This is a genomic window from Fundidesulfovibrio butyratiphilus (genome assembly GCF_054657235.1).
The window spans coordinates 950,096-963,521 of the sequence record NZ_BAAHXA010000001.1; the positions used below are offsets into that span (position 1 = coordinate 950,096).

Here is a 13,426-nt window from a genome sequence, read left to right on the forward strand (position 1 = left end):
GATTCGGCCACGGCGCGAGGCGGCTCGCATTCCCGGAAACAACAAAAGACCCGGCCCCCCGACAACACGTCGCAAGGCCGGGTCCGTCGTTTGACGATCAATAGAGCGTCGCCACCACCGAGCCGGTCATAAGCGAGGCCAGCACGCCGGCCAGGAGCGAACGCATGCCCAGGTCCGCTATTTCGGTGCGCCGTTCGGGACACAACGCGCCCAGCCCCCCCAAAAGGATGCCCAGGCTTCCGAAGTTGGCGAAGCTGCACATGGCGTAGGTCAGGATGAGCCGGGTGCGGTCGCACAGCGTCCCGGCCGGAAGCTTGGACAGGTCGATGAAGGCGATGAACTCGTTGAGCACGACCTTGGTGCCCAGAAGCGTTCCGGCGGTCTGTGCCTCGTTCCAGGGAATACCGATGAGCCAGGCGGCCGGGGCCATGATCCAGCCCAGGGCGCGTTCCAGCGTGAGCGGCGCGCCGCCCACGGCCGGGGCCAGTCCCAGGCAGAGGTTCACGAGCTTCACCAGGGCGATGAACACGATGAGCATGGCCACGATGTTGAGCCACAGGGACAGGCCGTCCCACGTGCCTCGGGCCACGGCGTCCATGGACCCGCTGGCGGGCGATTTGGGGATCTCCCGGCCCAGGGTGGGTTTTTCGGTTTCCGGCAGCATGAGGGCGGCCACGGCCAGGGCGGCCGGGGCGTGAATGACCGAGGCGGTGAGAATGTGGCCCACCGAGTCGGGAATGACGGGCTTGAGGACCATGGCGTAGAGCATGAGCATGGTGCCGGCGATGCACGACATGCCCGTGGCCATCATGGCGAAGAGTTCGCTGGCCGTGAGGCGGACGATGTAGGGTCGGATGAGCAGCGGGGCCTCCACCATGCCGAAGAACACGGTTCCGGCCGACACCACGCCGAGCGCGCCGCCGATGCCCATGGTTTTGGAGAGCACCCAGGAGAATCCTTTCACCACGTAGGGCAGAATGCGCCAGTAGTAGAGCACGGCCGCGAGCGCGCCGATGACGATGACCAGGGGCAGGGCCTGGAAGGCCAGGCTGAACGAGAGCCCGGATTTGGTCTCGACAAAGGGCAACTCGGCGCCCCCCACGTAACCGAAGACAAAGGCGGTTCCGGCGTGAGTGGCCTTTTCCATGGCCGAGACGATGCGGTTGAGCGCCATGAACAGTCCCGAAAAGACGGGAATCTTGAACATGAGCCCGGCGATGGCGAACTGGAGCCCCACCCCGCCCAGAATCATGCGCCAGGCGATAACCCGGCGGTTTCGGCTGAAAACCCAGGCCACGGCCAACAAAACGAGGATGCCGAGCCCGCCGGGCATGGTCTAGAGTCCCTTGGGCGCGGGCAAGGGGCCGAGCGTTCCCGAAAGGGCGTGCGCCGCGCCCAGGAGGGTGGATTCGTCAAAGGCGCGGCCGAACATCTGCAACCCCACGGGCATGCCCGAGTCCGCCCCCAGGCCCACGGGAAGGGAAAGTCCCGGCAGGCCCGAAAGGTTGAGCGAGATGGTAAAGATGTCGGAGAGATACATCTGCAGGGGATCGCCCGCCTTCTCTCCCAGGCCGAAGGCCACGAAGGGCGAAGCCGGTCCCACGATCACGTCGCAGGCCGCGAAGGCGTCGAGAAAGTCCTGCCGGATGAGTCGGCGCACCTGGGCGGCCTTGCGGTAGTAGGCGTCGTAGTAGCCGGCCGAGAGCACGTAGGTGCCCAGCACGATGCGGCGCTGCACCTCTTCGCCGAAGCCTTCGCTGCGCGAGAGCTCGTAGAGGTCCGTCAGGTCCTGCGCGCCGGCGTGACGGTAGCCGTAGCGCACGCCGTCGAACCGGGCCAGGTTGGAGCTCGCCTCGGCCATGGCCACAATGTAGTAGGTGGCGATGGCGTAGCGGGTATGGGGCAGGCGCACGGGCACGATCTCGGCCCCGAGCGACTTGGCGGCTTCCAGGGCCTTTTCGCAGCAGGCGCGCACCTCGTCGGTGAGTCCCTCGCCAAAGTACTCCTCGGGCATGCCCAGGCGCAGCCCGGAGAGGTCCTTGCGGGCCGCGGTTTCGGCCTCGAAGGCCGGGACCGGACGCGGGGCGCTGGTGGAGTCCTTGGGGTCGTGCCCGCTGATGACTTCCAGCACGGCGGCCAGGTCTTTGGCGCTGCGGCACAGGGGGCCTATCTGGTCCAGGCTGGAGCCGTAGGCCACCAGGCCGTAGCGCGACACCCGGCCGTAGGTGGGTTTGATGCCATGCACCCCGCAAAACGAAGCCGGCAGTCGGATGGAACCGCCCGTGTCGGTGCCGAGCGACCCGAAGGCCTGGCCGGCGGCCACCGCGGCGGCGGACCCGCCGCTCGAGCCGCCCGGCACGCGCCCCAGATCCCAGGGGTTGGCCGTGCGGCCAAAGGCGGAGTTCTCGGTGGAGGACCCCATGGCGAACTCGTCCATATTGGCTTTGCCCAACAGCACGGCCCCGGCCGCCTTGAGCTTGGCCACGGCCGTGGCGTCGTAGAAGGGCGTGAAGTTTTCCAAAATCTTCGAGGCGCAGGTGGTGGGCACGCCGGCCGTGCACAGGGCGTCCTTGATGACCAGGGGCACGCCCCACAGGGGTTTGGTCGAATCGGGACCGGCCTGGTCCAGGGCCTGAGCGGTCTCCAGGGCGGCGTCGGCCTGCACGTTCAGAAGCGCGTGCACGGCGGGTTCGGTCTTTTCGATGCGCTCCAGGCAGGCCGAGACGGCCTCCCGGGCGCTGACCTGTTTGCCGGCCAGTCGGTCGCGCAGGTCGGTCAAGTCGAGGGAGCACAGATCGGACATGCGAAATACCTCGGGGATGTGGCCCGCGCCGGTGGGGCGGGCCTTGGCTCTTGAAAAAACGCGTCGCTTCGAGAGGTCGGCGGCCTAGCCGTTGACGATGCGGGGCACCACGAAGAAGCGTCCGTCCGTTTCCGGCGCGTTGCGCAAAATGTCTTCCCGGGTGCAGGTTTTGACCGCCACGTCCGCCCGGTAGGGCGTGTCGTGCTCCACCGGGCTGTAAAGCGGCTCCACGCCGTCGGTGGAACAGGCGTTCAGGGTGTCCATGTAGTCGAGAATGTCGCCCATCTGGGCGGCGAAGCGTTCGAGCGTGTCGCCGGAAAGGCGCAGCCGGGCCAGGGCGGCGACCTTGGCCGCCTCTTCTGGGCTCAGTTTCATAAGCGGGCTCCTTGCGTTTGCAACCCGTCGTCCTTAGCCGCTGGCGGCGCTTTTCGCAACAATGCCGGACGTTCGAAAAGCCGCCAGAAAAAGGCCCCGGCGGCGGTGGCCAACACCAGGCTCAGGACGAAATGCAACCCGATCATGGCGACCCCCTGCATGGTCGACTGGAGAAGCGACCGGGAAAGCCGCATGCCCCACGTGGTGTGGACAAGAAAGAAGCTGTAGGCCGTCACGCCGAAAAAACGCGGCACCCCCCCGGCCAAGACTCGCGCGGCCTTGTCCCGGGCATGGTCGGCCAGTCGGATCACGGCCAAGGCCAAGACCGCCTGGCGCGCGGGCATGAGCGCCCCGGCGGGAGCGAACGCGTCCAGCCAGGCCAACACCGTGAATGCCCCCAACCACATCCAGGCTCCCGGCCGGGCCGTGGCGTCGGGAAGGCCCCGGCCCCACCGTCCGGCCGCCAGGCCCACGGCCAGACCCAGCATCAAAAGGCCGGGACAGGCTCCGGCCGGACCGGAGTCGGCCAGGCTGGGCACGCTCACCCCGGCCCAGGCCATCGCGCGTCCGAAATCCGCCCCCGGGGAAAATAGCGCCAACAATCCGACGCAATACAGCGCGAGCCGGACGCCGAAGCCCAGACGCCTCAGGAGCGCGCCGAGCACAACCCATCCCGCGCAGCCCCAGATCACCAGAAACAGAAGGCCGGCAAAGCGCGGTCCGCCTTCGGGGGAATCGTAAAACGCCAGGCAGCCCAGGGCGCGCCCCAGATCGGCCCCGGTATAGGCCAGCATGGGGACCATGGTCGCAAGGGCCGCCGGGGCGAGACGCAAAAAACGGCCGCGCGCGTAGGCCCCCAGCGCTGGCGGCTCCGAGCGGCCCAGAAAGTAGCCGGCCAGCACGAAGGGGAGCTCCCGCGCGGCCAGGCACGGGGCCATGAGAACGTCCAGGGCGGCAAGAACGGTCTGGGCGTGGCTTCCGGCGATGCGTCCGATCTTGGCCGGGTCGAACTGGGCGAAAAAGGAAAACAAAAAAAACAGCAGGACAAAAATGCCGCGCAATCCATCCAGGGCCGCGAGGCGTTCTTCGGGAAGATCGGCGAAAAGCCCTTTCCACGCCTGAAAACTCATCGCCCCCCCGTGAAATAGAATCGTTCGAGGTGAGCGTAGAGGAAAACCGCCAGACCAAACGACACGGCAAAGGTCCAGCCCCAGAAGAGCCCGAGCCCGGCGACGGTCTGGGGCTTCGCTCCCAGGAGGCTGGCGGCCAGGGGAAGTCCCCATTGGGTGTGCAGCATGAAAAACGAATAACTGACCGCCCCTACGGCCCGCAGACCGAACCAGGTGAAGGGAGAGCGCATGTTCGGTCCGCCGTTGGCCAGGGCGGCGATCAGGCCCGCCACGGCCAGGTCGTGGAAGACGAAATACCCCAGGGCCAGTGCGCGCGAGCGGGCCGAGAGCCAGCCCACGGCGTCCACGGCCCACAGCCAGGAACACAACAGCAAAAGGCCGAGAAACAGTGGCCACGCCTGGCGAGGCACGCGGGCCAACGCCGCCCGTCCGCGCGGTCCCTCCTGGAGCATGGCCAGCCCCAGGCCCACGAAAAAGCCCACGAAACGCCAGTCGGAGAGCACCTGACCCTGCCGGAAAAACAGGCAGTTGGCCAAATACAGCACCAACAGCCCGCCAAACGACACCCACGGCGCGCCGGCGCGCCCCCGCCGGACCACGAGCAGCCACACCCCGCACAGGATGTAGAAATACATCTCGTAGACCAAAGCCCAGGCGACAAAAGTCACCATGCGCGTGCCGGGAAAAAGCGAAAGGAAAAAAAGGTTGTCGATGGCGTCGCGCCAGCCGGCGTTGATCCAGAACAGCGCGGGCACGTTGACGGCCAGGGCCACGGGCAGCAACCGTTTGTAGCGCCCCGTCAAGAAGGACACGAGACCGCGCCCCTTGCGAGCCAGCGAGCCGTAAATGAGATAGCCTGAAATCACGAAAAAGATATCCACCCCGTGCGACCCGGAATGGAGCGTGCGAAGCGCCTGGTAGGCCAGGCCTCGGGAGTCGAGGAAGTAGGCGTCCTGGGAAAATTGGGCGAAAAAATGGACGTTGAAGATCATGACGCAGGCCAGGCCGCGCAAGCCGTCCAGGGCGGGGAATCCGCGTCCGGCCAGGGCGAGGAAATCCCCGGCCGGACGAAAGGGAGCGCCGGCCCGGCTCACTGGGCCTTGGGAGCCAGCGAAGCGTTCACCCGTTCGGCGAAGCCCTCCTTGTCCACGGGTGAAAGCCCGTCAACCGAGGGCCGGAAGAAAAACAGCGACATCTTGGCCTGTCCGGCCTCGTTCCAGCTCACCGGAGCCATGCTCCATTCCATCTGGGAGGCGGCCTTGTTCAAGAGCTTCGTCACGTCGGCCGGAGAGGGCGCGGGTTCGGCCGGCACCGGCCCCACCTGGGCCGCCAGGCGAACGAAATCGTAACCCAGGGCGCTCCAGAAGTCGGGTTCGCCCTGCTTTTCCTTGGCCAGGGCGGCGCGCAACGTCGCCACGGACTTGGCGGGATTCTCCGGCCACCACGCCCCGGAGCAGAAGGCGAAGCGGTAATGGATCGGATTGAACGCGGTGCGCCTGCCGGACCGGCTCAGGCTCTCGGACCAGGCCTGGGGCCCCAGGACCAGCATGGTGTTGGCCTGGTACATGTGCAGATAGCTGATCATCTGATCGGCGCTGGGCAGGCTGTCCGGGATGAACAGGGCCTGGAAATCGGGCTGGATGGTGAACGTCTTGCCGTCGGGGCCCGAGGGCTGGGCCTTGAGAAGTCCCCGCATCAAATCGTTCCACTTGCCCGGTTCGCGGGGCGGATAGGGCTGAAGAATGGACACCTGGCCGCCCCGGGCCGTGACCGCCGACGAAAAGAAGTCGGCCAAACGCTTGCCCATGCGATCTTCGGGATAGAGCACGCCGAAACGCTTCACGCCGGCGTCCATGGCCGGGTTGATCACCGCGTGCACTTCGTCCTGAAAGCTCCAGAAGAAGCGCCACACCTGCTTGCCCTCCTCGGCCTCGGGCGTTTCGGGCAAAAAGGTGAGAAACACCCGGCGCGACAACTCGCCGCTGGCCGGAAGACTCTTGAAATAGCTGGCGTGCATGGGACCGCCCACCAGCATCACCTCGCGCGGCAGGGCGGCGATCTGATCCACATAGGCGGGATCGTCGGTGTTGATGACGCGCAGGTCCACCGGGGTTCCGGCGGCGGAAGCCTGCTCCTGGGCGGCCTTGGCGCCGGCCAGCACCTTGGCGGCCAGGGCGCGCAGTTGTCCGGTCTGGGGCAGCAACAAGGCCACGCCGATCTGACCGGGCTTGAGACCTTCCACCGCGAGATCCGTCGACAGTCCGACCTGAGCCGAGGCGCTGGTGGCCGCGTCCAGGCCCTGGGCCAGGATGCGGCCGGGCAATTGCCGGTCCGTCAGGTTCGAGGAGCGTTCCAGCTCCTGGGCCAGGTCGGCGAGTTGCCCGCCGGCGTGGGAATCCGAAGCCGCGGCCCGGCGCAGATTCTCGAAGGCCACGAGGCATTGGGGAAACACCATGCGCGAGGCCGGAGTGACGGTCTTCGCCAGGGCGCTCAAACCCTGGTCGTCCAGGGCGGCCAGCATGCGGGCGGTGTCCGATTCGTAGCCGATGCGGGCCTGACGGTTGGGCGCCTTGGCGTGCTGTTGGCGCATGATCTGGACCGCCTGGCTGGAAAGCCCCCGCGAGGCGTAGTGTCCGGCAAGTTCAAGGCTGGCCGGTCCGGTCAGTTCAAAGGGGGCTCTTCGGCTGTTGACCAGCTTGGCCAGATGGTCCTCGGCCTGGCGCTGCCGGCCCACGCCGATCAGCGAGCGGACGTAGAGCCGGTTCCACTCCCAGGTTCCTTTCAGCTTGGGGTCCAGGGTGGCCCAGTTGTTCAGGGCGTCCAGGGCTTCCGCGTAGCGTCCGAGTCGGTAAAAGGACCGGGTCAGCCGCTCGGTGGCCTGGAGCTTGGCTTCGCGCCCCACCCCTTGGCCCGCGAGAATCAATCCGTACAGTTCGGCCGAGCGTTCGTAACGGCCCGAGTTCCAGGCGTCCTGGGCCTTGGCTTGCAGGGCGGAGAGTTCGGCCGGGGTGGTGGGCGGATTCTCCTTGCCGAACAGGCCCAAAGTTCCCGCGCAACCGGCAACGGCCAGAGTCAGCGCGAGCAAAGCGACGGCCAGACGGCGCGCCGAAGGCGAAACGGGACTTTTCATAGAGGACAAAACCTTTGTGGGAATGTGTATTCGGATTCTTGACTGAGCATAACGTCCTGTTTCCGTCAAATCAAGGCGACTCCGCCGCTTTTCGACTTCGGAAAACGTCGCGGGACAAAAGCCGGGGCGCATCGGGCGGGCCGCGCCGGCGGGAAATCGACGCGGAACACCTGGATGCGACGGCCCATCTTCCGGTTGCGACGCGCCTGAAAACTGGCCCAGGCCTCGCATCCGCCCTGCGGGCGCAGCCTGCGCCGTCCGGTTTGCCCGCCCGAGCCGAGCGACACCACCTGGCCATACCGGGCCGGGCCCTGGCACAGGCTTGCCCGCGCCCGAGCCGAGCGACAGGGCCTGGACCGAAGCGCCAATTTTTTGCCACTCCTTCCTTCTTTCCCCCGTCGCCCGCGCCGGGTCTTGCCAGACCCGACCGGTCGCGCTAGAAACGAGCCCTCCTCAGGGCGGGGTGAAAGTCCCCACCGGCGGTGTTCCGGCTTCGGCCGGAGAGCCCGCGAGCGCCCCCGGCCGTGCCGGGGGGTCAGCAGACCTGGTGAAAAGCCAGGGCCGACGGTAACAGTCCGGATGGAAGAGGAAACAGACGGGATTGTCATTTCCCCGCCGCCGGCCCCCCGCGCCGGCGCGCGGTCGCGCGTTTCTTCCGGACGCGGCGACCGGCGTTTCTTTCGCCCTGATTCTGGTACTTCAACGACGCAAGGAGCGTTGCCATGAATCAGCAGCCTGTATCGAACACGAATTCCCCCTTCACCTCCACCACGACGCCCCACGCGGACGCCTTCCCCAACGCCTGGCTCGACCAGGTTGAACGCGCCCTGGACGCCCTGCGCATTGGAAACGGCGTTCTGGTGGTGGACGACGAAGACCGCGAAAACGAGGCCGACCTCATCTTCGCGGCCCAGAGCCTGACCGAGCCCCAGATGGCCATGCTCATCCGCGAGTGCAGCGGCATCGTCTGCCTGTGCCTGCCAGGCGAAAAAGTGGACACCCTGGGCCTGCCCATGATGGTCGACAACAACACCAGTCCCTACCAGACCGCCTTCACCGTGAGCATAGAAGCGGCCGAGGGCGTCACCACCGGCGTGAGCGCCGCGGACCGGGTGGCCACGGTGCGGGCCGCCACGGCCGAGAACGCCCGGCCCGAACACCTGCGCCATCCCGGACACGTGTTTCCCCTGCGGGCCAAACCCGGCGGCGTGCTCGAACGTCCCGGCCACACCGAGGCCGTGGTGGACCTGACCCGCCTGGCCGGCCTGCCCCCCTGCGGCGTGCTCTGCGAACTGACCAACCCCGACGGAACCATGGCGCGCTTGCCCGAAGCCAGGGCGTTCGGCGCGAAACACGGCTTCCCGGTGGTGAGCATCGAAGCCCTGGCCCGGTACAGGACCCGGGCCGAAAACGTCCTTCTCTAAAGAAGAGCGCGGTCCGGGCGGGGGGCGGACCGCGCGTTGCGCGGCAACTTTGACCTTCACGACCGACGGGGGCGGGCATTTTTGCCCGCCCCCATTTTCATGTCCTCACAATATAAACTTTTTTTAATTTTGGCACGGATAACGCATTGCGTTGGGCACAACAAGGAAAGTTGCCCCAACAAGGAGGTTATCCATGTCCCTGGTCATTAACCATAACATGATGGCGATGAACGCCACCAGAAACTTGAACAACGCATACGGACAACTCGCCGTTTCCACCCGTCGTCTTTCTTCGGGACTTCGCGTCGGAACGGCGGCGGACGATGCCGCGGGCTTGGCCATTCGCGAAATCATGCGCGCGGACATTTCGTCCCTCAACCAAGGCGTGCGCAACGCCAACGACGCCATTTCCATGATTCAGACCGCTGACGGCGCTCTGCAGGTGGTGGACGAAAAGCTCATCCGCATGAAGGAACTGGCCACCCAGGCGGCCACGGGCACCTACACCTCCGACCAGCGTCTGATCATCGACTCCGAATATCAGGCCATGGCCTCGGAAATCACCCGTATCGCCAACGCCACGGACTTCAATGGCATTCACCTGCTCAACGGCAACCTGTCGAGCAGCGTGCACGACGGCAAGGGCCTCAACTCCGTCGGCAAGATCAAGATCCACTTCGGCACCGGCAACTCCAGTTCGGAAGACTACTATTTCATCAGCATCGGCAATTCCACGGCTTCGGCCTTCGGCCTGGGCCTGGGAGCCTCCGTCTCCAGCACCAACGCCGGCCGCTCCATCTCCACCCAGGAGCTGGCCCAGTTGGCCCTGGAGCAGATTAGCAATGCCATCATTTCCAAGGACAAGATCCGCGCCAACCTGGGCGCCATGCAGAACCGCCTGAGCAACACCGTGCAGAACCTGCAGATCCAGGCGGAAAACCTGCAGGCGGCCGAGTCGCAGATTTCCGACACCGACGTGGCCACGGAAATGACCCAGTTCGTGCGGGAGCAAATCCTGACCCAGTCGGCGGTGGCCATGCTGTCTCAGGCCAACAGCCTGCCCAAGATGGCCTTGTCCCTCATCCAGGGTTAGGCATGATCGTTTCGCGGCTGTGACCAGGGAGGGGGGGGTCGAAACGGCCCTCCCCCTGGACTCCTAGGCAGGATTTTCCGCTCCGGGCAGTCGCCCGCCCGGACCGCGAATTTCGCCTCAGCCCGGTTGATCGGATTCTGGATCGGCAAGAAGTTCCAGGGCCATTTGCGCTGCCGCCTGTTCGGCCTTTTTCACGCTGGCGCCCTGGGCGCTCACGCTCATGCCGCTCGGCAGGTCCACGCTCACTTCGAAGCGTTTGTCGTGTTCGGGGCCGAAGCTGCCCGCAAGCCGGTAGACCGGACGGGCCTTGTAGTGACGCTGGGTAAGCTCCTGCAACTGGCTTTTGAAATCCTTGGCCCTGGGCGGTTCGTCCTCGCTGGGCCAGCGATCCTTGAAAAGATCCAACACCACCGTTTTTACCGCCTCGAATCCCCCATCTTCGAACATCGCGCCCAGCAGGGCCTCGAAAGCGTCGGAAAGCAACGAATCCCGCAGCCTTCCGCCCTGGCTTTCCTCGCCTTTTCCCAGAAACAGACAGCGTTCGAGCCCGAGTTCCCGGGCCATGGCGGCAAGACTGGGCAGGCTGACCAGCCGGGCCCGCATCTTGGTGAGCACGCCTTCGGGCGCTTCCGGGTAGCGGGCGTAGAGTTCCGCGGAAACCACGAGTTCGAGTACCGCGTCTCCCAAAAATTCCAGCCGTTCGTTGTGCGAGCAGGACTTTTCGTTGGCGTAGGAGCTATGCGTAAGCGCCGTGAGCAGGAGATCGCTTTGCCGGAAGGCATATCCCACATGGCGTTGCAGATCATCGAGAACGGCTTCGTTCATGACGTATCCTTGTTTTGGTCTTCCGGTGCGTCCGATGGACCGCCCCACCGGCCGCCTTCGGCTGGAGCCGACACCGTGGCGTCAGTGTAGCCCAACCGGGGCCGAACGACAAACACCCCGGGCGGGCCCGGGCCCACGCGCAATCCCGCGCGAGAATCGCGAGGGAAAGACGTTCCCCGGACGCAACCAGCGGAATAAAAACGATATTATTATACGACCTTGCGGGAATGATTCAAACGGAGAGGACCAGCGGAAAACCGGCGGCGAAAAAGGTCGTCCCCCGGGAAGGAAGATGTCCCTTGCGCCCCCCGGACCGAAAAACCGCATCCGGGAAGCGCGAGGGACGTTCTTGCGTCAACGGTTACGCCAGGGCGGCCTGGCCGGTTTCTTCTTCCTGCATGTCCGATATGAGGCCCCTGAGGTCCTGGGACTGGGTCGCCATGGCCTGCACGGCCTGCGAAGCCAAGTCCATGGCCTGGAAGGTTTCCGAGGCGATGACGTTGATCTCGCCTATGGACCGGTTGATCTCCTCGATGGACGCCGACTGCTCTTCCGAAGCCGTGGCGATGGAGCGCACCTGATCGGACGTCTGGTCGGCCAGGGCCACGATTTCCCCCAGGGCGTCGCCGGACTGCCCGGCCAGGGTCGAGGACTCCTCGATGATGAGCACGACCTGATCCACGTTGTCCACGTTGCGCCGGGTCGTCTCCTGGATGCCGGAAATGGCCTTGCTCACCTCGTGGGTGGCGCCCATGGTCTTTTCGGCCAGCTTGCGCACCTCGTCGGCCACCACGGCGAAACCGCGTCCGGCCTCGCCCGCGCGGGCCGCCTCGATGGCGGCGTTCAAGGCCAACAGATTGGTCTGGTCGGCGATATCCAGGATGACCTTCATCACCTTGCCGATTTCCACGGCCTGGCCGCCCAGTTCGCCCATGTCAACCTTCAGGGCGTGGGCCTGGTTGCGGGCGTTGGTGATGCCCTCTATGGCCTGGCTGACGATACTGGCCCCCTGCTCGGCCTTCTGCTTGGTGACCACGGACGTTTCGGCGGCATGGGCCGCGTTCTGGGCCACCTCGACCACGGTGGCGCCCATCTGCTCCATGGCGGTGGCGGTTTCGGAAATGCGCGTCGCCTGCTGCTTCGCCCCGCTTGTGGACTGCTCGATCTGGGCCGAGAGTTGTTCCGCGGCCTCTGAAACCTGGCTGGACACCGAATCGGCCACCGTGGCCGCCTTGACGATCTTGACGCTTTGCAGTTCGCAGCTGTGCTCCCGCTCCTTGGCTTCGGTCAGATCGATGATGGTCGCGATGGCTCCAATGAGGTTGGAGTCGAGATCGTAGATCGGCGAAGTGAAGATCTTCAGATACTTATTGACGCCGCTATGTATTTCCAGCACGGAGTCCACCCCGTCGTAGGGCTTTTTCTCGCGCATGGTCTTGTCGCAGATGGTTTCCTTGCCGGCCTGCCCGTAAAAGAACGCGGACAGGCTTTGCCCCAGGTGGGCGTCGGGCGATCCCGGCTTGTCCACGAGGCGCAACATGGCCGGATTCACGAAGGTCATGCGCCCCTGAGGATCGACGATGACCGTGGGCGGCGCTATGCCGCGCACCACGCCGTCCGAAAAGCCGAGCTTGATCTTGAGCGTCGCGACCATGGAGCCGACGGCTTCCGTGAGCAGGCCCACTTCGTCCTTGGAAGTCCTGGCGATGCTCTGGGAATAATCCCCTCCGGCCACGTTTTTCGCATAGCCCAGCAACCGAGCGATGGGACTGGTGATACGCCGCGAGACGTAGTAGCCGATGATGCACAGCACGACCATGGCCGCCACGCAAACCACGGCAATGCGCATGAACATGTCCCATTGCACCTGGTCGAGCACGCGCAGGTCCTTGCCGATGAACAACATGCCGATGGGCTTTCCGAGTCTGTCCTTGATGGGCCAGTACAGCGACAGGTACGGCCTGCCGAACAGCGACAGTTCAACGGCCTGCTCATGGCCTTGGCCCAGCACGGTGTCCAGCACCTGCTGGTTGTCCAGGGCCGTGCCCACCACGCGTTCCCCGTTGCGGGTTATGGTCGTGGACTCGCGCACCTTGTCGTAAAAGATCGTGGCCTCGACATCGAAGGTCTTTTTGATGTCGTCGACAAAGGTGTTGCTCCCCGTGATATTTTGGCCCGTGATGATGGCCCCCACGATCTTGCCCTCGGAGCGGACGGGAGCGGCGGCCCGCAGGGAAATCTTGACGATTTTTCCGGGTTCTATGAGCGAAGATTCGGAGCCGGCCAACGCCTGGCGAACGCATTCCTGGGTCGCGATGCTGTCGCCGTACTTGGGAGAGTGTCCCCGGGCAAGCACCTTCCCCTGGGCGTCTACGAAGACGATGAACTCGGCCTGGCCTGTTTGTATCAGTTCTTCTCCAAAGTGTTTGAGCAAATCATGATTGCCCTCGATAACACCCTTTATGACATTGAGCCGCAAGGCCTGCGCGGAGGCCAAGCCCATATACTGTATTTTCTTCTTTGCGATGGAGTCATCTATTGATTTTCTATACGTCGAAAGAACAGACCGGAACTCCCCGTCAAGTCCGACCTTCAAGGAAAAATAACATGCAAACATCACCGCTAATCCAACAACAAGAACGCTTG

10 protein-coding genes and 1 riboswitch are annotated in these 13,426 nt (G+C 64.9%); of the genes, 2 read left to right on the forward strand and 8 right to left on the reverse strand.

Annotation, left to right across the window (positions count from 1 at the left end; genetic code table 11):
- Window positions 1-97: 97 nt before the first annotated feature.
- The 6 genes from ACYQ01_RS04740 to ACYQ01_RS04765 form a co-directional block, all read right to left on the reverse strand.
- The gene (locus tag ACYQ01_RS04740) at window positions 98-1,333 is read right to left on the reverse strand and encodes a NupC/NupG family nucleoside CNT transporter (protein WP_459932678.1); all 1,236 of its coding nucleotides are present in this window, start codon (window positions 1,331-1,333) and stop codon (window positions 98-100) included.
- Window positions 1,334-1,336: 3 nt separating this feature from the next.
- Window positions 1,337-2,803 (reverse strand): Asp-tRNA(Asn)/Glu-tRNA(Gln) amidotransferase subunit GatA, encoded by a 1,467-nt coding sequence (gene gatA / locus ACYQ01_RS04745; RefSeq protein WP_459932679.1) that lies wholly within the window; start codon window positions 2,801-2,803, stop codon window positions 1,337-1,339.
- Window positions 2,804-2,887: 84 nt separating this feature from the next.
- Window positions 2,888-3,178 (reverse strand): Asp-tRNA(Asn)/Glu-tRNA(Gln) amidotransferase subunit GatC, encoded by a 291-nt coding sequence (gene gatC, locus ACYQ01_RS04750; RefSeq protein WP_459932680.1) that lies wholly within the window; start codon window positions 3,176-3,178, stop codon window positions 2,888-2,890.
- Complete coding sequence (locus ACYQ01_RS04755) at window positions 3,175-4,308, reverse strand: hypothetical protein (protein ID WP_459932681.1); 1,134 nt, start codon at window positions 4,306-4,308, stop codon at window positions 3,175-3,177. Before ACYQ01_RS04755 ends, gatC begins: the two co-directional genes overlap by 4 nt.
- Entirely contained in the window at window positions 4,305-5,402 is a 1,098-nt protein-coding gene (locus tag ACYQ01_RS04760; protein ID WP_459932682.1) for an acyltransferase family protein, read from the reverse strand. The genes ACYQ01_RS04755 and ACYQ01_RS04760 overlap by 4 nt, the downstream gene beginning before the upstream one ends.
- Window positions 5,399-7,438 carry a penicillin-binding protein activator gene (locus ACYQ01_RS04765; RefSeq protein WP_459932683.1) on the reverse strand — a complete coding sequence of 680 codons (2,040 nt, stop codon included), beginning with the start codon at window positions 7,436-7,438 and terminating at the stop codon, window positions 5,399-5,401. Before ACYQ01_RS04765 ends, ACYQ01_RS04760 begins: the two co-directional genes overlap by 4 nt.
- Before the next feature lie 445 nt (window positions 7,439-7,883).
- Window positions 7,884-8,033: riboswitch (FMN riboswitch) on the forward strand.
- Window positions 8,034-8,160: 127 nt separating this feature from the next.
- Between ACYQ01_RS04765 and ribB the strand changes: the two genes are divergently transcribed.
- The gene (ribB, locus tag ACYQ01_RS04770; RefSeq protein WP_459932684.1) at window positions 8,161-8,862 is read left to right on the forward strand and encodes a 3,4-dihydroxy-2-butanone-4-phosphate synthase; all 702 of its coding nucleotides are present in this window, start codon (window positions 8,161-8,163) and stop codon (window positions 8,860-8,862) included.
- Between the two features lie 193 nt (window positions 8,863-9,055).
- Window positions 9,056-9,955: a flagellin N-terminal helical domain-containing protein gene (locus tag ACYQ01_RS04775; protein WP_459932685.1), complete on the forward strand. Its 900-nt coding sequence runs from the start codon at window positions 9,056-9,058 to the stop codon at window positions 9,953-9,955.
- A gap of 117 nt (window positions 9,956-10,072) precedes the next feature.
- Here ACYQ01_RS04775 and rnc read toward each other — a convergent pair whose 3' ends face one another.
- Complete coding sequence (gene rnc, locus ACYQ01_RS04780) at window positions 10,073-10,780, reverse strand: ribonuclease III (RefSeq protein WP_459932686.1); 708 nt, start codon at window positions 10,778-10,780, stop codon at window positions 10,073-10,075.
- Between the two features lie 361 nt (window positions 10,781-11,141).
- Window positions 11,142-13,397: a methyl-accepting chemotaxis protein gene (locus ACYQ01_RS04785; RefSeq protein WP_459933889.1), complete on the reverse strand. Its 2,256-nt coding sequence runs from the start codon at window positions 13,395-13,397 to the stop codon at window positions 11,142-11,144.
- Window positions 13,398-13,426: the final 29 nt, after the last annotated feature.